Origin of the sequence: Haloarcula sp. CBA1127 (assembly GCF_001485575.1) — an archaeon.
In the GTDB taxonomy this organism is placed as follows: domain Archaea; phylum Halobacteriota; class Halobacteria; order Halobacteriales; family Haloarculaceae; genus Haloarcula.
Genome location: NZ_BCNB01000006.1, coordinates 472,436 through 491,238, shown reverse-complemented (window position 1 = coordinate 491,238; position 18,803 = coordinate 472,436). Strand labels below are relative to the sequence as shown.

The following is an 18,803-nucleotide window of genomic DNA, read 5'->3' as shown; positions in this document are numbered from 1 at the left end:
TTACTGTCCCGGTAGCGACAGCCGAACGCCGTACATTGACCCGTCTGCTTCGGTCCCGACGAACGTGTCCACGGTCCACGGCGTCTCGCTGACTGCCTCGCGGAACCCCGACGGCGTGACCAGCAACAGGTCGGTCCACGGGCCGGCGAGCCCGTCGTACTCGACGCGGAAGGTCCGGTAGGCGACACCGGGCTGGGTGCGGTGGGCCGCGTCAGTCTCCGGGTCTGCCCGGTCGAGCGTGTCCATGTCGGCGATGAGACGGCCACCGGGACGCGTCACCGCCGCCAGTTCGGTCAGCGTCGTCCGGAGGTCGGCCAGCGAACTGCCGAGGCCGAGCTGCTTGCCAAGGGCAACGACCGTCTCAAACCCGTCGCCCGGCGGCCGTCGGAGGTCGCCGACCACGGAATGCGTGACGCCGCGCTCGCGGGCGACCGCGACGGCTCCCGGACTCCGGTCGACGGCCAGCACGCTGTGGCCGCGCTTCTGCAGTGGGAGTGTGTGTCGGCCGACGCCACAGCCGGCGTCGAGGACACGGCCCGTCACCGCCGAGAACAGGTCCCGTTCGATGGGATGCCACGCCGATGGCGGCTCGAAGTAGCCCGCCAGATGCGCCTCGGTCAAATCGTCGGCGTCGCGGCGATAGCGGGGCTGCTCGACGAGGCCGTCGCGGTGAAAGTCCAGTACCATCCGGCCGAAGGCGTCGTCAGCCATATCTCGACGGTGCTGACGAATGAATGTAATAGTGTAGTGAAATCTGGTTTCGAGTAACACACCGCATACAGGAAGTCAGAACGCTGGCCGAACACAGCGGACCGCGGCGGCCTACTCTTTCTCGCCCGCGCCGACGGCGCTCTCGCCGATTTTCTCGGAGCCTTCGATGACTTCCTGGCCGCCCATGTACGGACGGAGTGGTTCGGGCACGGTGATGGTCCCGTCGTCGTTCTGGTAGTACTCCATAATCGCCACAAGGACGCGCGGGACGGCAAGTCCGGAGCCGTTCAGCGTGTGGAGGTAGTCGGCGGACTCGTGCCGTTCGGGCCGATAGCGCAGGCCGGCACGGCGCGCCTGGAAGTCCTCGAAGTTCGAGACCGAGGAGACTTCGAGCCAGCGGCCGCCGCGGTCCGGGCCGTCCTCCATGTCGTCGCCGGGAGCCCACACCTCGATGTCGTACTTCTTGGCTTGTGTAAAGCCCATGTCGCCGGTACACATGTCGAGCACGCGGTAGGGCAGTTCGAGGCGGTCGAGCACTTCGGCGGCCTCATCAAGCAGGCTCTCAAGCCGGTCGTAGCTGTTCTCGGGCCGGACGAAGTTGACGAGTTCGACCTTGTGGAACTGGTGGACGCGGACGTACCCCCGCGTCTCGGTCCCGTGCTCGCCGGCCTCGCGGCGGAAGTTCGGCGAAAACGCCTGATGTTTGACCGGCAGGTCGTCGTCAAGCAGAATCTCGCCGCGGTACATGTTGGTGACCGGCACCTCCGCCGTCGGAAGCAGCCACAGGTCGTCGCTGTCGTAGTCGTCGTCCTGTCTGGCTCCGACGCGGTAAGCGTCCTCGTCGAACTTCGGGAGCTGGCCCGTCCCTTCCATCGAATCGGAGTTGACCGGAATCGGCGGGAGCACGTCGACGTACTCCTGCTCGCGGTGGACATCGAGCATGAACTGGATGAGTGCGTGCTCCAGACGCGCGCCCTCGCCCTTGACGAACTGGTAGCCGCCGCCGGACACCTTTGCGCCGCGCTCGAAGTCAAGCAGGTCTAGATCCTCGCCGAGGTCGTAGTGGGGCACCACTTCGTCGGGCAGGTCCCGGAGGTCGTCGAACCCCTCGCGGTAGCGCTCGACGTTGTCGGCCTCGCCCTCGCCGGTCGGGACCGAATCGTGGGGAATGTTCGGCAGTTCGAGCAGGGCGTCTTCCAACTGGGACTCCAGTTCGTCGGCGCGCTCCTCGACGTCCTGTAGTTCGTCTTTGAGTTCCTGCGACCGGTCGATGGCCTCCTGAGCCTCCTCGTCCTTGCCGTCCTGTTTCAGCTCACCAATCTTGCTCGATACCTCGTTGCGTTCCTGTCGGAGCCCGTCACCTTCGGCCTTCAGTTCTCGCCACTCCTCGTCGATTTCGAGGATTTCGTCGAGGTCGACGCCCGTGACGCCCTTCCGTTCGATAGCGTCACGGACCGTCTCGGGGTTCTCCCGGACGAACTGTCTCGATAACATGGCCGACGGTTCTCGACGGCAGAAATTAGGCGTGTCGGTCCCGCGGTGGGCGACCCCGACCGTCGATGTCCGTCTCGCTACGCCTCGCCGCCGACCTTCACCGCTAGCACCGGCACCGGCGAGGCCCGAATTACGGACTCGGTGACGCTGCCGATGAGTTCCCGGGAGGGGCCGGTCCGTCCCTCCGTTGCCATCACGATGACATCGATGTCGTGGCGCTCGACGTACTCCACGACCTCCTCGTGGGGGACGCCCTGCTCGACCGCCGTGGTCACCGTGTCGATACCGGCGTCTTCGGCCTGTGCGTGCAGGTCATCGACGGCCTGCTGGCCAGCGTCGGCAAGGCGGTCGAAGATGCTGCTGTCCTCGAACTCGGGAATCTGGTCGACGACCTGCTCGGTTTCGAGGACGTGCAGCGCGTGCAGACTCGCATCGTGGCGCTCGGCGAGGTCGATAGCGTGTTCGGCCGCGGTGGCAGCCCCTTCGGACCCGTCGGTCGGAACGAGTACGGCGTCGTACATACAGTGGTGTTTCTGACTCCGGGTAAATGGCTTTGCCCTTCCTGACGCTTGGGTGTCACGATAGCCACAGCACAACGGTTTTGCCCCCGCCGGTCACGAGAGAGTGTATGGGAATCGGTGACGTTTACGAGGTGACGGTCGGGGACTGCACAGATGTCCACTACGTCGACGTCGGGATGTACGGCGTGGCCGAGTACGGGCCCGTCTACATAATCGACGCCGAGCGACCGGCGCTGGTCGACACCGGCACCGGCGCGCGACACGAAACCATCCTCTCGGCGATGGAGTCGGTCGGGATCGCGCCTGAGGAGCTGGAAGTCATCGCGGCGACCCACGTCCATCTGGATCACGCTGGCGGAGCCGGCTACCTCGCCGAGGACTGCCCGAACGCGACGGTGTACGTCCACGAGTCAGGCAAGCGCCACCTCGTCGACCCCGAGCGGCTCTGGGAGGGGACCAAACACGCCGTCGGTGACCAGATCGAGTTCTACGGCAAGCCGATCCCGGTCGCCGAAGACCGTATCGAGACGCTAACTGACGGCGACGTGATCGACCTAGGTGACCACTCCCTCGAAACCCTGCACGCGCCGGGCCATGCGCCACATCAGGTCGTCTTCTACGACTCCGCCATCGACGGTGTGTTCACCGCCGACGCCGCCGGCATCTACGCGCCGTCGACCGACGAGATGCACGTCACGACCCCGCCGGTCAACTTCACGCTCGACCAGGCGCTCGACGACGTGGCGATGATACAGGACCTCGACCCGGACATCCTCATGTTCGGCCACTTCGGTGCCGCCGAAACCGGCGATAAGCTGGAAACATACACCGAGATACTACCTGAATGGGTCGCCGAGGTCGAGCGAAAACGCGAGGAACTGGACGACGACGAAGCGGTCATCGATTACTTCGTCGAGCGGGCCGACACCGACACCTGGGGCGAGCGAAAGGGCCGTGCCGAGATGCGCCTGAACGTCCGCGGCGTCCTTGTGGCGCTCGATAACCGGGAAGAATAGCCAACCGTCACAACGGGCCTGGGACTGCGGTCCCAATGGAGCCCCCGTGTGCCGGTGAGTGAATGCGTTTATACGAGGGCGATGCGTTAGGCTGGACAGATGGAGGCCAACTGTGGCTGGTAGTTCGGGGCTACTGATTCCGCTTGTCGCCGGTATCATCGGACTCGGCGTTCTTGCACAGGTCCTCGCCGCGCGCCTGCGCGTGCCCAGCATTATCTTCTACCTGCTGGTGGGTGTCATCATCGGCCAGCCCGGACTGAGCATCATCGGTGACGGTACCTTCGGTGGAGCGCTGTCGGCAATCGTCGGCTTAGCGGTCGCAATCATCGTTTTCGAGGGGGCCTATCACCTCCGATTCGACCGGCTACGCGAGGCTCCGGCCGCGACGTTCAGACTCGTTACCGTCGGTGCGGCTATCGCACTCGTGGGCACCGCTATCGCCGTCAAGTTCGCGTTCAGCTCCGCGGCCGTCTCCTGGAACCTCGCGTTCCTGATCGGTGCGCTGCTGGTCGCGACCGGGCCGACCGTCATCACGCCAATTCTTGATGTCGTCCCCGTTCGAGACCGCGTCGCCGCCGCGCTGGAGACGGAAGGGATCGTCAACGATGTCACCGCGGCTATCATCGCTGTCGTCATCTTCGAGACGGTCAACCCAGCTGTTGCCAGTGAGAGCCTGCTACGAGGATTTGCGCTTCGACTGGGGACGGGGCTACTTGTCGGCCTCATCGTCGCCGGCGTCGTGTACTACCTCCTCCAGTATGTCGACCTCTCGCCCGGTGACGCACCGCGGAACTCCCGACTGCTCGTGCTCGCCGGGGCGCTCATCGCCTACGCTGGCGCGAACACGATAGCGACCGAGGCCGGCGTCGCCGCCGCTGCCACAGCGGGGATGGCGCTCGGGAACGTCGACCACCCGTACGAGGAAGACATCGAGGAGTTCAAAGGCGACATCACGCTGTTGGTGCTTTCGTTCGTGTTCATCGCACTGGCGGCGCAACTGGAACTCGCCTCGCTCATCGACGTCGGGCTAGCGGGGATCATCGTCGTCCTCGCGGTCGCCCTGCTTATCCGACCGCTGCTGGTGTTCGTCTCGGCCGTTGGTGACCGATTTACCACCAACGAGAAGCTATTTGTCAGCTTCGTCGGGCCGCGCGGTATTATTCCGGCGTCCGTCGCGACGCTGTTTGCCGTCGAACTGAACGCCGCGGCCGAGGAGGTCACCGGGGCGCAGGCTGAACTGCTGGGGACGCAGGCGGATATCCTGCTTGGCACTGTCTTTCTCGTTATCTTTGCGACCGCCCTGTTCGAGGGTGGACTGGCGCGATACATCGCGGAAAAACTGGATGTGATACCAATGCGAGTCATCATCGTCGGCGGCGGACAGGTGGGCCGAGCGCTCGCCGCACGCCTCGAAGACCGGGGCGAAAACGTCGTCATCATCGAGGAGGAGGAAGAGAGCGTCGAACGAGCCCGCAACGAGGGATACGCCGTCGAAATCGGTGACGGCACCGACACCGACGTGTTGCGGTCGGCCGGGGCTGAAAACGCCAAGACCGTCGTTGCGGCGACCGGTGACGACGACGCGAACCTGCTGGTGTCACAGCTGGCGAGTTCGAAGTTCGGCGTCGAGCGGGTCATCGCCCGCGCGAACAACCCGGACAACGTCGAGGCCTTCGAGGACCTCGGCGTTCGGACCATCTCCTCGGCGATGGCGACGGCTTGGGCCATCGACAACCAGATCGAGCGCCCGGCTATCGCCCACTGGATGACCGACGTCGGTCGTAGCGGCGATGTGCAGGAGGTCGAGGTCAAGAATCAGAAACTCATCGGCAAGCCGATCCGCGAGGTTGGGCCGATGCTGCCCGACGCCTGTCTGGTCGCGCTCGTCAGCGGCGAACTCCATGAGAACGCGGAGGTCCCGACAGCCGACTATGTCCTCGAAGAAGGCGACATGGTGACGCTGCTGGGCCGTCGCGAGTCCGTGCGCGACGGGATGAAGATGGTCAGCGGCGACTAGTCGTCGGTAAGATGGTCGACGTCTGCTTCGTCGACGCCTTCTGTCCACGGCGACTCGCCGCGGTCGCCGTCAGTTTTGTACGTTCCACGAGCGCTCGCGATGTGATGGCCATCGGTGTCATACACTTCCGCATCGACGACTGAGACGCTCCCGCCGTTCCGAATCACTTCCGCCTCAGTCTGCAAATCAGCGGTCGCTGGCGCAAGGTAATCAATCCGCATATCGACCGTTGGCGAGACGGTGCCAGACTGCGAGATGACGGCCGCCCCGCCGACGGTGTCGACGAGCGAGTACGTGACGCCGCCGTGTGCGATTATCGATTCGGGGTTTGAGGAGTGGCCGTCCTCCAGCGGGAGTTCGCCCGCTGCATAGCCATCATCGACGGCTGTTATTTCCATCCCTAACTGCTTGACAAACGGGATGTCGTTGAACATCGATTTGAGACTCATGGCTATCTTCACGGAACCGAGTCTGATAAGCCTCCGAGAACAGATAACAACGGGTCAGGTGTGGTTGGTTCTTCAGGACACGCCTTTTTGTCAGTCGCCCGCGATCGCTCTGTCCACGCTCTCTTCGTCCTCCGTGGCTTCTTCGGGGAGTAGATGCTCCGGGCGACGCAGGTAACTCGGTTTCTGTGCGAACGCTTCGATTCGCTCCCACTCCTCGGGTGTGATGTGACCGTCCATACGAAGTATTCATTGTTGACACTACTTTAATCCTTACAATAGAGTCTAAAATTAATTCGTAGTGGATTACGACCTACTATACGGAGCTGCCACTATCGTAGTGGGCGTCTGTTACTGAGAATGACGGCTCAGTGTACTTCGGCGGCCTTGCTACCGGTGTCCGACTTCCAATCACCACCCCTCTTTGCCCCCCGATGACCTAATATGATTTTAGGCAGATATGTGGGTACTACTATATGTTGGCCGTCGCTACCAGATTCTATGCAACCACAGCGGGCAACGTACGTAAAGAAAGCCTGTGCCTACATCACCAGAAACGGGTCGGAACTGCTGGTGTTTGATGGGCCGGGCCACGACGGGCTACAGATACCGAAGGGAACCGTTGAACCGGGGGAACAACCGCGGGTAGCTGTACAGCGAGAGGCTGTCGAGGAGAGCGGTCTCGCCTCATTCGAGCGCCTGCAACACATCGCCACCGATGTCTGGACGCGCCGCGAGTCGCCCCCGAAGCGGTACGTGCGGTCGTTCTACCACCTCCCTGTCCACGAATCCCGGGACCACTGGGTCCACACTGTCACCGGGACGGGCGAGGAACGCGGTGCGGAGTTCGAGTTCTCGTGGGTCGATCTTCCAACCGATGCTACCTTCGCACTTGATCTTGACGACTATCTTCACTCCCTGACGAGCCCCGCCGAGGCGACGACAACCGGCGATGTGGCTGCCGATTAACGACTTCTTCTCTCAAATATCGCTCGTGCAAGCGCCACAGCGGTCGCAAATGACGGATTCATAAGCAACAGACTCGAAACCGACGGATTCACAAACGACGTGCTGGGGCAGCATACTGAAACCGTGCTGACAGCGGCTGCTCAGGGTAGTCGGAACTCGATAGCCGCGCCCTGACCGAAGCCGACACACTCCGTCGCCAGACCCAGCTCCGCGTCGCGGCGGTTCATTTCGTGGACGAGCGTCACTGGAAGGCGCGCGCCGGAGGCCCCAAGCGGGTGGCCGATGGCGATTGCGCCGCCGTTGACGTTGTAGATGTCGTCGTCGAAGCCGAGTTCGCGCTGGCAGTACAGACACTGGGAGGCGAAGGCCTCGTTGAGTTCCACGAGGTCGTAGTCGTCCGTCTCACGGTCAGTCCGTTCGGTGAGTTTGCGGACGGCGGGCACTGGGCCGATACCCATCACGGTCGGGTCAACGCCGGCGACTTCGTGGGAGCCGATCTCCGCCAGCACGTCGAGTCCGCGGTCTTCCGCGAACTCACGGGAGGTGACCATTAGCCCCGCCGCGCCGTCGGAAACCTGCGAGGCGTTGCCGGGCGTGACTGTCCCGTCCGACTTGAACACTGTCGGTAGCTGGGACAGCTTTTCGAGCGTGGTGTCGGGGCGGATACCTTCGTCTGCCTCGAGCTGCCCGTCCTCGGTGTCGATCGGGACGATCTCGTCGTCGAAGCGACCGGATTCCGTCGCGTCGGCGGCGCGCTGGTGGCTCCGGAGCGCGTACTCGTCTTGCTCCTGCCGGGCGACCTCCATCTCGCTGGCGACCTTCTCGGCGGTCATCCCCATCTGGAGTTCGCCGATATTGTACTGCTCGGCCAGCCGCGGGTGGACGTTGTGGGTGTTTTCGTCCATCTGCACGCGGGACATCGACTCCACGCCACCGGCGATGAGTACGTCGCGCTGGCCGGCCGCGATGGCGTCGGCGGCTCGCATCAGCGCTTCGGCGGAAGACGCACACCAGCGGTTGATCGTCGATGCGGGGACGCCCTCGCCGAGGTCCGACAACAGCGCGATGACCCGGGCCATGTTGTTGCCCTGTTCCCCGCGCTGCTGGGCACACCCCCACAGCAAGTCGTCGACGTCATCGGCCTCGACGCCGGTCGACGCGAGCAACTGGTTGATAAGCGGCACCGAGAGGTCTTCGCTCCGGACGCCGGCGAGTGCGCCGTCCTCCTTTCCCTGTGGCGTTCTGACTGCATCCACGATGACAGGTGTGGGCATGGACAACGGAACGTCTCGGCCTATGTTAAAACCTGACAAACTCTACACAGTGGGGGAACCGTTGTCTCCGACCGCTCCCCGCAACAGTCGGGCAGGGGGGTCACTCCTGTTCGAACCCCGGCGGCAGACCGGCGTGTCTGAGCCCTTCCTTCTCGTCGATACGGAACCGATAGACTGCGATGTCGCCGTCCTCGATAGCGTCCTCGAACAGCTCCGGCCGCCACGCCGTATCGAGCACGTCCGCAAGGTCGTCCCACTCGGACTCGGGGACGGCTTCGATACCACCCTGTAGCAGGACGCTCTCCCAGTGGAACATCGATTCGACTTTGTACACGAGTACGGCCGCATCCGCTGCCGCCTCGGTCAACTGTTGTTTGCGACTCGCCGAACCACCGATAAAGGTGAAATACAGCGAGCGGTCACCGTCGTACCCGAACGACAGGGGAATCATGTACGGTCCGTTCTCGGTCGGCAGGCCCAGCACGCCGACCCGCTGGTTCGACAGAAACGCCGCGATGTTGCTGTCGTCCATGCGCGTGAGTCCGGCCGCTTCGAGGGTATCTATTGTCATCTAGGTGTAACTTCGACTGAAACCTGTTTAATTAATTCGGCTATTCCTCGCGACGGAGAATTGCCCGCTGGGGCGTCTCGGTCGCCGCTACTCCTCCTGTGTTGCACCGGGGGCATGGCGCTTGATCCGCTCGATGGCGGCGATGGCTTTGTTGCGCTCGGCGTACCCCTCGCCGGAGTCGGCGATGATCTCGCCGTTGCGGTGGCGGAGCCGCCAGCGCCACTCCTCGCCCCTGTCCTCGTACACTTCGAACGCTGCGCTCCCGATCTCCAGCAGGTCGGCGTCGGCCGCGTATGACTGGACCCGCTCGACGGCATCCATGGCTTTCGATCGATTTGCGTACCCCTCGCCGGAGTCGGCGACGAGTTCGCCGTTGGCCGCACGCAACCGCCAGCGCCACTCCTCGCCCTTGTCCTCGTACACCTCGAAGCCGTCGTCGACCTCGGAGTCGGGTGCGAGTTCGCTCACCCGTCGGGCCGCCCGCCGGGCATTCGACCGGGAACTGTACCCCTCGCCACCGTCGGCGAGGATGTTGCCGTTTCGGTGGAGCAAGCGCCAGCGGAACTCCCCGGCGGCGTCGGCGTACACTTCGTATGCCACGGGATCGATCTTGAGATACGCCGCACCGGGGACGTACGCACGGACGCTCTGCAGCGCCCGTCGGACGTTCGACTTCGAGGCGTACCCCTCGCCACTGTCGGCGAGGATGTTGCCGTTGTCGTGGCGCAAGCGCCAGCGGAACTCTCCAGCATTGTCCTCGAAAACCTCGAACGCGGCGTCACTCTCGGGGGCCGGCACGACCGGCACGTCCTCGGCGGTGTCGTCCTCGGTCGCGTCCTCGAAGAAGACGACGGCACCGCCGGCGGCGTTGGACTGCACACTGCGGAGCCCCTGCATCGCCTTCTGGCGCGAGGAATACCCCTGTGCGCTGTCGGCGATGACGTTGGCGTTCCGATGGCGGAGCCGCCAGCGGTACTTGCCCCCAGCGTCTTCGTACAGTTCGAACGTCGCCTTGCTGTCCATCGCAGCCGCGATGGTGGCGTGGGCCGCGGCGAGTTCCGCCTCGCTCGCCTCGGTCACGGTGGCCAGTTCCTCGCGGGCGGCCTCGCTGGTCGCTAACTGCTCGGCCAGCCTGTTGCGCTCGTGGCTCGCCTGTTCGGCGGCCTGGGACTGCTGTGTCGCTTCCCGGGACGCCCGGTCGGCCTCCTGAGTGGCTTGCTCGGCCACTTCAGTTGCGTCCTCTGCCGTTTGAACGGCTTTATCGTACGCTTCTTTCCGCCCAGTCAGCAACGGCGAAACGACCGCCCCGACAGCCATCAGCCCGAGGCCGACGATATACAGCGTCACTGCCGGGTTCCCCTCCGGGCCGGTCCAGTTCGAGGGGTAGAACGTGGTGAACCACACCATCGCGACCAGTCCGACCACAGCCCCGAGGTATGTGAGTATCAGCCCACGTCGTGTCAGCGGCAGTCTGATTGTCGGTCCCGCAAACAGCGAGATGAGACCAATCGCACCGAGGAGATAGCCGAACTGCCGGGGCGTGCTCCGCGACGCTGTCAAGTAAAACAGAAGCAGGCCGACGATTCCGAGTACGATGCCGATGACGAACAGCCAGTAGCCGTAGACCTCGTCGTCGGTCGTCGGGTCGCCGATGCGGTTCCGATACACCGAGATTAATGTGTTATCAGTTGCCACGATAGGGATACACAGCGGTGGTACATTACCTTGGTGTCGGTCACCGGGGCTTCGAGTGACTTATACCGGTTGCGTGGTAACATCAGTGGGAATGAGCAATCCGGAACTGGATGTCGTTGAGTTTCTGCTGACGGCCACTATTTACAGCGAGCGGCGGGACCTCGAGCCGGACGACCTGCCGGCCTCGTACCGGTCCGTCTTCTGGAGCGACGGCGAGATCGAACGGCCGCTGTCGGTCACCAACACGACCGCGAGCGAGGCCACCGGCGTCGAGCGGCCTTGGGCGGCCATCTCCGGCCTGATGTTCACCGACCGCGACGACTTCTCGGGGAGCATCTCGATGACGGATCGCGACCTCGCCGAAGAGTGGTTCCTCGAACGGGTCGACTCCTCGGACCTCGAAGACAACCCGGTCCTGGCGAAAGCCTTCGAGAATCAGGTCGAGGACGCTGACTACGAGCGGGCCCGCGAACAGAACCGACCGTCGCGCGCCGACCGCGCGTTCATCGACGCCAAGCTGGAGGAGGCGTTCGACACCGACGACGAGGACGACGAGGAGATGCTCGACCTGGTCGATGTGCGCGCCCCCGAAGAGGTGGAGATGACGCTTGCCGACCTGGTGTTGACCACTGACCAGGAAGACGAGATCCAGAAGATCGTCAAGGCCATCGAACACCGCGACTACCTTGCCCGGATCGGCCTGCGCGAGATCGGGAAACTCCTCTTTGTCGGCCCGCCGGGGACCGGCAAGACCAGCGTCGCCCGCGCGCTGGCGCATGACCTTGACCTCCCCTTTGTCGAAGTGAAGCTCTCGATGATCACCAGCCAGTACCTCGGCGAGACGGCCAAGAACGTCGAGAAGGTGTTCGAGGTCGCAAAGCGGCTCTCGCCGTGTATCCTCTTTATGGACGAGTTCGACTTCGTCGCCAAGACGCGCTCTTCCGACGAACACGCCGCGATCAAGCGCGCCGTCAACACCCTCCTCAAGAGCATCGACGAGATTTCACTTATTCAGGACGAGGTGTTGCTCATCGGCGCAACGAACCACCCTGACCAGCTCGATGCCGCCGCCTGGCGGCGCTTCGACGAAATCGTCAATTTCCCGAAGCCGGACAGTGGCATGCGCGCGGATATCCTCCGTATCGTCACCCAGCAGATGGAGATCGACGACTTCGACCCGGAGACACTGGCGGACCTCACCGAGGGGCTGACCGGCAGCGACCTCCGGCTCGTGCTCCGTGAGGCCGTGCTCAACGCGCTCACCGAGGAGCGGACCACGCTCACCCAGCAGGACCTTGAAGACGCTATCATCGACTTCGAGGAGCGGGACAACCTCAAGAACATGGACATGATGGACGGCGACGCCGACGCCCTAGTTGCCGGGAGCGGTGGCTTCTCCGGCGACGGCGGCAGCGACCACGACCACGATCACGACCACTGAGCGACGGCTTACCCGCTTAGACACCCCGTTCTGGCTGTCGGTATGAGCGATTTACTTATCAATGCAGGAACCATTCGGTAGCCATGGCTGACAACGACGTGTTCACCGAGACAGACGAGCCGGCCGAGTCGTGGGTTGACGTTCGGATGACTGATCCCGATGAAGGCGAGTGGGACGTAGACGTGGTCATCGCCGAGAAGCAAGTCGAGTACGTCGACCTGCGCATCCGACCGGCGCTGCTTGAAGGGTTTCTCGACTGCCTGTTCGACGACCTCACCGACGAACGCGCCCAGTCCCTGCTGGCGGCGACAATGGAGCGACAGGGGATCGACCTGGCGGATCTGGCCGACACCCAGTAACGAAAGCGAGGGGCTTAGGCGGGTCGCCCTCTGAAGGACCGGTAATGGAGGTCACGCTGCTTGGGACCGGCGACACGACGGGGACGCCGACTGTCCAGTGCGACTGTGACACGTGCGAACGGGCGCGCGACCCTGACGAGGAACTCCGGGCCAGTGTTCGCGAGCGCGGCATTGACCCCACGGGCGGCGTCGAACGGTCGCGCTTCTCTGTCGTCGTTCGACACGACGGCACTGGAGAGTCGCTGCTGGTCGACCTGAGTCCGGACTTCCGTCATCAGTTCCTCCGCGAATCGGTCCCGTTGCCGGACGCGGCTATCATTACGCACGTCCATTTCGACCACCTCGATGGCCTCGGCAACGCCTACCGTCTGTTCGACGAGCTGCCGGTCCACGCCGCCGACGAGACCGATCCGGTGACCGGTGAAAGTGTTGCACAGGGCGTCCGGAGCCGCTACGATTATCTCGATACGGTCTCGGTCCACGCACAGACGCCGTTCGAGCCGTTCACCGTCGCCGGCTTCGAGGTGACGCTCGTCCCGGTCACGCACCCGCCGCTTCTGTGTTATGGCCTGCGAATCGAGGAACCACAGACCGGGGCAGTGCTGTCGATTTCCGGGGACACCTGCTACGACGTGCCCGACCGCTCGAAATCCGTGCTGACCGGCGCTGACCTCGCACTTGTCGAGGGCATCGTCCACGCGGAGGCCTGCGAATACCACCCGAAAGGCGGCACGCACCACAACGAGGACGGCGTGCCGCGGACCTTCGGCACGAAACACATGACCCTGCTCGGCGCACGGGACTTCGCTGCCGACATCGAGGCCGACGACTACCGTATCGTCCACACTGGTCATTACGTCCCTGCGGACCGGGCCTTTGCTGACGACATTGGACTCGACGGCGAGCAGTTCACGCTCTGACTCCTGATTCGGCTCGGTGAAACGGACCGTAGCTTATAGGCCATGGCGGCTAATGCCGTCGTATGGACAGGCGCGGCATCGCGGAAGTCGGTGGGCTGTCGCTGGCTGGCGGCGTCCTCGCAATCGCCGTCCAGCAGGTCATCGTGGGCGGTATCGACTGGGTGCTGGTGGTGGGGCTGGTGGCCTGTGTCGGGATAGCGGCCGCAGCGAACTATCAGGCCAGAACGAAACACGCGGCTCAGGTCGCCACTGAAGCACCGGCGGTGACCGAAGACAACTACGAACAGCACGGCCGTCCGACAGCCGGCGACGGCGGTTCCCCTCCCGATGACGCGCCCCCGACGGACAGCGACCGGTAGCGGTGACGACTTCTCGTGGCTATCCGAACCGATCCAGTCCCGACTGGCGACGCCTGCGCCCGTCGGGGTCTGCCCGCCACGGCGTCCGCTCGGCCCGGAGCGAATCGCCGTCGACGGCCGGCGGGTCGGCTGCCTCGTATCCGCCGCAGTCCGGGCCGCAGTCGTCGCTCTCGCGGACAGCGCGGTCCTTCCACTGACAGTACGGAATCCCGTCACTGCCGGGTGAACAGCGCTCACACGCCGGGTAGTCGAAACTCCGCCACCCCTTGCCGTACGCTCGCTCGGCCAGTTGCCGACGCGCGCGGGCCTTCTCCGAAGCGCCGACCATCCGCACGTCCGTCCGGACCGGTCGCTCCTCGATGAGTTCGACGCCCGGGTCGTCGGTCGGCAGTGGTGTCGCCTCCCGACGGACGTCCATCGTTCCGCTGTCGGCGTCAAACCGCCAGACACCGACCTCCTCGGGAATCCGGTTGAGGTGCGCCCCGGTCACGTAGGAGGCCGTCGCCAGTATGACGCGGTCGGCGAGCGCGAGCGACACGTCGGTCCGTAACTGTGTCTCTAGGTCGCCGGGCCGACCCAGGTCCGGCTTGTTCTCGATGGCGACAATTTCGCCGAACCAGTCGGGATATCGCGTCGTCTGTCGGACGTACGTTCGGCCGCCGCGACGCTCGCGCTCGAAGAAGCCCCGCTCGACCGCCAGTTCGACGGCCCGCTCGGCGCGGTCGGGATGGCAGTCGAAAGCGTCCTTCCAGTACCGCGCCCGACCCGGGCCAACGTCGCTTTCGATGGCCGCCGTCGGCAGCCGTTCGGGAGTGATGGCCGCCCGCTCGTCGAGTTCAGGACCCGGCTCGACGACAACGGTATCGAGGACGCGCCGGCCGTGGACAGCGCCGCCGAGCTGCCGGCTCACCAGCCGCCCCTCGCGCTCAAGATGGGCACACAGCGCCAGTTCGAAGTCGAACTCCCGCACGACCGGAGGCAGGGCTGGGACGGGCAAAAGCCCCGCGCCCGGTTACCGGCTGGCGAGGAAGAAACAGAGCAGCGCCGCCAGCGCGAGAACCGGACTCTGCGAGAGTAGCGTCAGCAAGCCGAGGTAGACAGTCAGCACTCCCAGCAGGGAACGGACGGTCAGCGGTGGATACGTCGGCCGGTACAGCTCGGGGTCGGCGTAGGGCGCAGGCTGGTACATTACAGTGAAACAATGGTCCCAAACGCCGATAAGTATAATCTGAATGATATTTCTGCAGGAGACACGCATCGGGGATCTCCTGAAGACGATTTCAGTCAGCGGAAAAACAGCGTACCCCCACAGGACCAACAGTACAACCGACAGGCCGGTTCAGTGCCCGCAGTCCTGTCGCTCGAACTCGACTGGCTGGAGGTCGCCGTCCAGATAGGCGGTCAGTTCCGCTTCGGCCAGCGGAATCCGGACCGCGAGCCGCCACGGGTCGGTGGCTTCGACGCTGGTGTACTGGTCGTCGACGCACCAGGGCAGCGTCCAGTAAGGCCGACTCGACAGGTCGACGCCGTGGTCGTCGTAGAACGCCGCGACGCGGGAGTTGTCAAGTAGCGTCAGCCCGACGGGCGAACAGAGTTCGTGGCGACACCGCTCGCAGACGAACTCGGCGCGGACCGACACGTCGAGACAGCAGTCGCCGTCGCGGGATATCTCCGTCCCCATCCGACCGGCGCAGTCCGGGCAGACGCCGTCGGCGGCCAGACAGTGGAGGTGTCGCACCCGCTCGGCGAAGGCCGTCGCGACTTCCGCCGGTGTCCGGTCGACCAGACCGCCCGGCGGGAACGGGTACTCGCCGTGGGCCTTCCCACAGTCCTCGCAGTCAATGGCGAACTGCTCGTCGGCGTACTCGGCTAGCAGACTGCCGCCACACCGCGTACAGGCCCCTGTCACCGAGAACGGGTCGATGTCGGGCGTCCGAGTGAACGTTCCCGCCCGCACCGCGCGGATGACCTGCGCCCCGGCGTGCCGGAGGTCGTACCCGTCTGGCCCTTGGCTGACGAACTGGCCGGTGAGTTCCTGTAGGTGATAGTTGAACTGCCCGCTGTCGGCCAGTTCGACGGCGTCGAACAACTCCGAGAAGCGAACTGGTCGGTCATCTGCGCGCCACAGTGCCTCCAGAATGTCCAGACGCGTCTCGCTCGCGATGACCGAGAACGCCGTCGCCGGGTCAATGTCGGCATCCGTTTCGGGGGACTCCTCGACTCGCATCGTACGTTGACCTGTTCCCGCATAAACAAAAGCGTTCACAGAAACACAGTTACGTAACAGCGATGACAGGAGCAAGCCACGATACACGATCGCCTCAGCGTTTCACTCCCGCTCACTGAGCAGGGTTCGACCGGTTCGTCACGGGCGACAGCATGGGCTGATTGCTGCCCCCGGCACTATCGCAATGGCGATAGCCGGCGCGGCATCCGACTCGCACAGTCCGCTGTTCGCGCTCAACGACAGGGGTTGCGTCGCTATTTCGGGGCGATACCGAGCAATCCAGCGACGCTGTCGCTGTCAGCAGGGACCAAATCGGCGATTGAACCGCGGTCGGCGGGGCGCAAACAGTAGGTTTATCAGTTGCACGCGGCGAAACTCCACCAAGATTACTCTCGAAATGACATCGAACAAACAACCGGAGGTGAACATCGGACTCGTCGGGCACGTCGACCACGGAAAGACGACGCTCGTACAGGCATTGTCCGGCGAATGGACCGACCAGCACTCCGAGGAGATGAAGCGCGGTATCTCTATCCGACTCGGCTACGCCGACGCGACGTTCCGTCGCTGTCCGGAGGCCGAGGAGCCGGAGGCCTTTACCGTCGACGAGCACTGCGACGACCACGACGTCGACACCGACCACCTCCGGACGGTGTCGTTCGTGGACGCGCCCGGGCACGAGACGCTGATGGCAACCATGCTGTCCGGCGCGGCTATCATGGACGGGGCCGTCCTCGTCATCTCGGCGACCGAGCCCGTCCCGCAGGCCCAGACCGAGGAGCACTTGAGCGCGCTCGATATCATCGGCATCGACAACATCGTCATCGCCCAGAACAAGGTCGACCTCGTCGACGAGGAGCGGGCGATGCAGAACTACGAGCAGATTCAGGAGTTCGTCGAGGGCACTGTCGCCGAAGGCGCACCGGTTGTCCCCATCAGCGCGGGTCAGGAGGCCAACATCGACTTGCTCATCGAGGCCGTCCAGTCCGAGATTCCGACGCCGGAACGGGACCCGGACGAAGACGCCCGCATGATGGTCGCACGCTCGTTCGACATCAACCGTCCCGGTACGACCTGGGACGACCTGATGGGCGGCGTGCTTGGCGGGTCGCTCGTTGGCGGCCAACTGGACGCTGACGACGAGATCGAACTCCGCCCCGGCCGTGAGGTCGAGGAAGGCGGCAAGACGGAGTGGCAGCCCGTGACGACGACAGTCCGCTCGCTCCAGTCGGGCGGTGACTTCGTGGACACGGTCACGCCGGGCGGTCTGCTCGGCGTCGGGACCGGGCTCGACCCCGCTATCACGAAAGGCGACGCGCTCGCCGGCCAGGTCGCCGGGCCGCCCGGGAGCCTCCCGCCGGTCCACGAGACGTTCACGATGGATGTGGACCTACTGGAACGTATCGTCGGTGACGACGGCGGCGAGGTCGACGAAATCTCGACCGGCGAACCGCTCATGCTGACTATCGGCACCGCTACCACCGTCGGTTCGGTCACGAGCGCGCGCGACGAGGAATGTGAAGTCGCGCTTAAGCGCCCGGTCTGTGCGGCGTCGGGCTCGAAGATCGCGATCAACCGACGTGTCGGCGCTCGGTGGCGGCTCATCGGTGTCGGCACGCTGCGGTGATGATCGTGCTGGACACGAACGCGCTGATGATGCCGGTCGAATGCAACGTGCGGCTGTTCGAGGAACTCGACAGAGTGTTGCCGGACGCGACGGACTACGTCGCGCCCGCCGCCGTCCGCGACGAGCTGGCGAAACTGGCCGACGGGGCCGGCGCGGAAGCGACGGCCGCCTCTGTCGGGCAGGACCTGCTCGACCGGTGTACGGTTCGGGAGACGACGGCGGACTACGCGGACGATGCCGTCGTCGAACTGGCACAGGCAGACGATGCGACACACGCGGTCACGAACGACAACCCCCTCAAACGACGCCTGCTGGACGCGGGCGTTCCAGTAATTAGTTTAAGGGGCCGGAACAAACTGGGTATCACTCAACCATAACACATGTATAAACGGGTACGCCTACGCGATACGGTCGAAGTCCCGCCACGCTTTCTGGCGGAGGTCAGTCCGGGGCTGGTCAAACGGCTCCTGCAAGAGAAGCTCGAAGGACGAATGGACGAGGACGTCGGCAGCGTCGTCTCCGTCATCGAGGTCCACGACATCGGTACCGGTGCTGTGCTGCCGAACAAGCCCGGCGTCTACTACGAGGCCGAGTTCGACGCCCTCACGTTCGACCCACAGATGCAGGAAGTGGTCGACGGGGAGGTCGTCGAGGTCGTCAACTTCGGGGCCTTCATCGGCATCGGGCCGGTCGACGGTCTGCTCCACGTCTCCCAGATCTCAGACGAGTATCTGGCCTACGACGAGGAGAACCAGCAACTCGCCTCCCGCGAGTCCAACCGGACGCTCACCGTCGGTGACGCCGTCCGGGCGCGTATCGTCACCAAGAGCATCGACGAGCGCAACCCGCGTGACTCCAAGATCGGCCTGACGGCGAAACAGGTCGGCCTGGGCAAGCACGGCTGGCTCCAAGAGGAGCGCGAGCGCCGTGAAGGGACGGCGGAAGCCGGTGATAGCTGATGGCGGACCGACTCGTCTGTCGCGACTGTCACCGCGTCCAGAGCGCGGAGATTGAAAGCCAGTGTGAGGCCTGCGGCGGCACTGCACTGACCGAGGACTGGGCCGGCTACGTCGTCATCGCGCACCCGGAGCGCTCCGACATCGCCGAGGAGATGGAAGTGACCGAGCCGGGCAAGTACGCGCTGAAAGTCCGCTAA

Annotated in this window: 22 protein-coding genes; 11 read left to right on the top strand and 11 right to left on the bottom strand. The window is 64.4% G+C overall.

Annotated elements, in window-relative coordinates:
* The 3 genes from AV059_RS07125 to AV059_RS07115 all read right to left on the bottom strand — a co-directional run bounded on the left by AV059_RS07125 (position 1) and on the right by AV059_RS07115 (position 2,726).
* Positions 1–711 (bottom strand): class I SAM-dependent methyltransferase, encoded by a 711-nt coding sequence (locus tag AV059_RS07125; protein WP_058993407.1) that lies wholly within the window; start codon positions 709–711, stop codon positions 1–3.
* Between the two features lie 111 nt (positions 712–822).
* Positions 823–2,205: a serine--tRNA ligase gene (serS, locus tag AV059_RS07120; protein ID WP_058993405.1), complete on the bottom strand. Its 1,383-nt coding sequence runs from the start codon at positions 2,203–2,205 to the stop codon at positions 823–825.
* A 77-nt stretch (positions 2,206–2,282) separates the two neighbouring features.
* Positions 2,283–2,726, bottom strand: a complete 444-nt coding sequence (locus AV059_RS07115) for a universal stress protein (RefSeq protein WP_058993403.1) — start codon at positions 2,724–2,726, stop codon at positions 2,283–2,285.
* A 107-nt stretch (positions 2,727–2,833) separates the two neighbouring features.
* Between AV059_RS07115 and AV059_RS07110 the strand changes: the two genes are divergently transcribed.
* On the top strand, positions 2,834–3,742 hold the full coding sequence (locus AV059_RS07110) for an MBL fold metallo-hydrolase (protein WP_058993401.1): 909 nt from the start codon (positions 2,834–2,836) through the stop codon (positions 3,740–3,742).
* Between the two features lie 112 nt (positions 3,743–3,854).
* The gene (locus AV059_RS07105; protein ID WP_058993399.1) at positions 3,855–5,759 is read left to right on the top strand and encodes a cation:proton antiporter; all 1,905 of its coding nucleotides are present in this window, start codon (positions 3,855–3,857) and stop codon (positions 5,757–5,759) included.
* Here AV059_RS07105 and AV059_RS07100 read toward each other — a convergent pair.
* Positions 5,756–6,208 carry a PaaI family thioesterase gene (locus AV059_RS07100; protein ID WP_058993397.1) on the bottom strand — a complete coding sequence of 151 codons (453 nt, stop codon included), beginning with the start codon at positions 6,206–6,208 and terminating at the stop codon, positions 5,756–5,758. The two genes, AV059_RS07105 and AV059_RS07100, sit on opposite strands and share 4 nt — an antisense overlap.
* Positions 6,209–6,298: 90 nt before the next feature.
* Positions 6,299–6,445, bottom strand: coding sequence for a hypothetical protein (locus AV059_RS22330; protein ID WP_195156632.1), 147 nt, complete (start codon positions 6,443–6,445; stop codon positions 6,299–6,301).
* A 261-nt stretch (positions 6,446–6,706) separates the two neighbouring features.
* Here AV059_RS22330 and AV059_RS07095 point away from each other — a divergent pair, with 261 nt between their 5' ends.
* The gene (locus tag AV059_RS07095; RefSeq protein ID WP_058993395.1) at positions 6,707–7,174 is read left to right on the top strand and encodes an NUDIX domain-containing protein; all 468 of its coding nucleotides are present in this window, start codon (positions 6,707–6,709) and stop codon (positions 7,172–7,174) included.
* A 140-nt stretch (positions 7,175–7,314) separates the two neighbouring features.
* Here AV059_RS07095 and AV059_RS07090 read toward each other — a convergent pair whose 3' ends face one another.
* The 3 genes from AV059_RS07090 to AV059_RS07080 all read right to left on the bottom strand — a co-directional run bounded on the left by AV059_RS07090 (position 7,315) and on the right by AV059_RS07080 (position 10,687).
* Positions 7,315–8,448 (bottom strand): thiolase family protein, encoded by a 1,134-nt coding sequence (locus AV059_RS07090; RefSeq protein ID WP_058993394.1) that lies wholly within the window; start codon positions 8,446–8,448, stop codon positions 7,315–7,317.
* Between the two features lie 100 nt (positions 8,449–8,548).
* On the bottom strand, positions 8,549–9,019 hold the full coding sequence (locus AV059_RS07085) for a pyridoxamine 5'-phosphate oxidase family protein (protein WP_005536672.1): 471 nt from the start codon (positions 9,017–9,019) through the stop codon (positions 8,549–8,551).
* Positions 9,020–9,106: 87 nt separating this feature from the next.
* Positions 9,107–10,687: a DUF1508 domain-containing protein gene (locus tag AV059_RS07080; RefSeq protein ID WP_058993391.1), complete on the bottom strand. Its 1,581-nt coding sequence runs from the start codon at positions 10,685–10,687 to the stop codon at positions 9,107–9,109.
* Positions 10,688–10,805: 118 nt separating this feature from the next.
* Between AV059_RS07080 and AV059_RS07075 the strand changes: the two genes are divergently transcribed.
* From AV059_RS07075 to AV059_RS07060, 4 genes are all read left to right on the top strand, one after another.
* Positions 10,806–12,155 (top strand): ATP-binding protein, encoded by a 1,350-nt coding sequence (locus AV059_RS07075; RefSeq protein ID WP_058993390.1) that lies wholly within the window; start codon positions 10,806–10,808, stop codon positions 12,153–12,155.
* 83 nt (positions 12,156–12,238) lie between these two features.
* The gene (locus AV059_RS07070; RefSeq protein WP_058993388.1) at positions 12,239–12,514 is read left to right on the top strand and encodes a hypothetical protein; all 276 of its coding nucleotides are present in this window, start codon (positions 12,239–12,241) and stop codon (positions 12,512–12,514) included.
* Between the two features lie 44 nt (positions 12,515–12,558).
* A complete protein-coding gene (locus AV059_RS07065; RefSeq protein ID WP_058993386.1) occupies positions 12,559–13,434 on the top strand; it encodes an MBL fold metallo-hydrolase in 876 nt (291 codons plus the stop codon).
* A gap of 62 nt (positions 13,435–13,496) precedes the next feature.
* On the top strand, positions 13,497–13,793 hold the full coding sequence (locus tag AV059_RS07060; RefSeq protein WP_058993384.1) for a hypothetical protein: 297 nt from the start codon (positions 13,497–13,499) through the stop codon (positions 13,791–13,793).
* Positions 13,794–13,812: 19 nt separating this feature from the next.
* Here the strand turns inward: AV059_RS07060 and AV059_RS07055 are convergent, their stop codons facing one another.
* The 3 genes from AV059_RS07055 to AV059_RS07050 all read right to left on the bottom strand — a co-directional run bounded on the left by AV059_RS07055 (position 13,813) and on the right by AV059_RS07050 (position 16,020).
* Positions 13,813–14,763, bottom strand: a complete 951-nt coding sequence (locus AV059_RS07055; RefSeq protein WP_058993382.1) for a DUF5787 family protein — start codon at positions 14,761–14,763, stop codon at positions 13,813–13,815.
* Between the two features lie 42 nt (positions 14,764–14,805).
* Positions 14,806–14,982: a hypothetical protein gene (locus AV059_RS21570; RefSeq protein ID WP_195156631.1), complete on the bottom strand. Its 177-nt coding sequence runs from the start codon at positions 14,980–14,982 to the stop codon at positions 14,806–14,808.
* 150 nt (positions 14,983–15,132) lie between these two features.
* A complete protein-coding gene (locus tag AV059_RS07050; RefSeq protein WP_058993381.1) occupies positions 15,133–16,020 on the bottom strand; it encodes a helix-turn-helix domain-containing protein in 888 nt (295 codons plus the stop codon).
* 397 nt (positions 16,021–16,417) lie between these two features.
* Between AV059_RS07050 and AV059_RS07045 the strand changes: the two genes are divergently transcribed.
* The 4 genes from AV059_RS07045 to spt4 are packed head-to-tail and all read left to right on the top strand — an operon-like array spanning position 16,418 to position 18,803.
* Positions 16,418–17,647 (top strand): translation initiation factor IF-2 subunit gamma, encoded by a 1,230-nt coding sequence (locus AV059_RS07045; protein ID WP_058993379.1) that lies wholly within the window; start codon positions 16,418–16,420, stop codon positions 17,645–17,647.
* Positions 17,647–18,024 (top strand): DUF188 domain-containing protein, encoded by a 378-nt coding sequence (locus tag AV059_RS07040; RefSeq protein ID WP_058993377.1) that lies wholly within the window; start codon positions 17,647–17,649, stop codon positions 18,022–18,024. The genes AV059_RS07045 and AV059_RS07040 overlap by 1 nt, the downstream gene beginning before the upstream one ends.
* A 3-nt stretch (positions 18,025–18,027) precedes the next feature.
* Positions 18,028–18,606 carry a DNA-directed RNA polymerase gene (locus AV059_RS07035; RefSeq protein ID WP_004516007.1) on the top strand — a complete coding sequence of 193 codons (579 nt, stop codon included), beginning with the start codon at positions 18,028–18,030 and terminating at the stop codon, positions 18,604–18,606.
* Positions 18,606–18,803: a transcription elongation factor subunit Spt4 gene (spt4, locus tag AV059_RS07030; protein ID WP_004960449.1), complete on the top strand. Its 198-nt coding sequence runs from the start codon at positions 18,606–18,608 to the stop codon at positions 18,801–18,803. The genes AV059_RS07035 and spt4 overlap by 1 nt, the downstream gene beginning before the upstream one ends.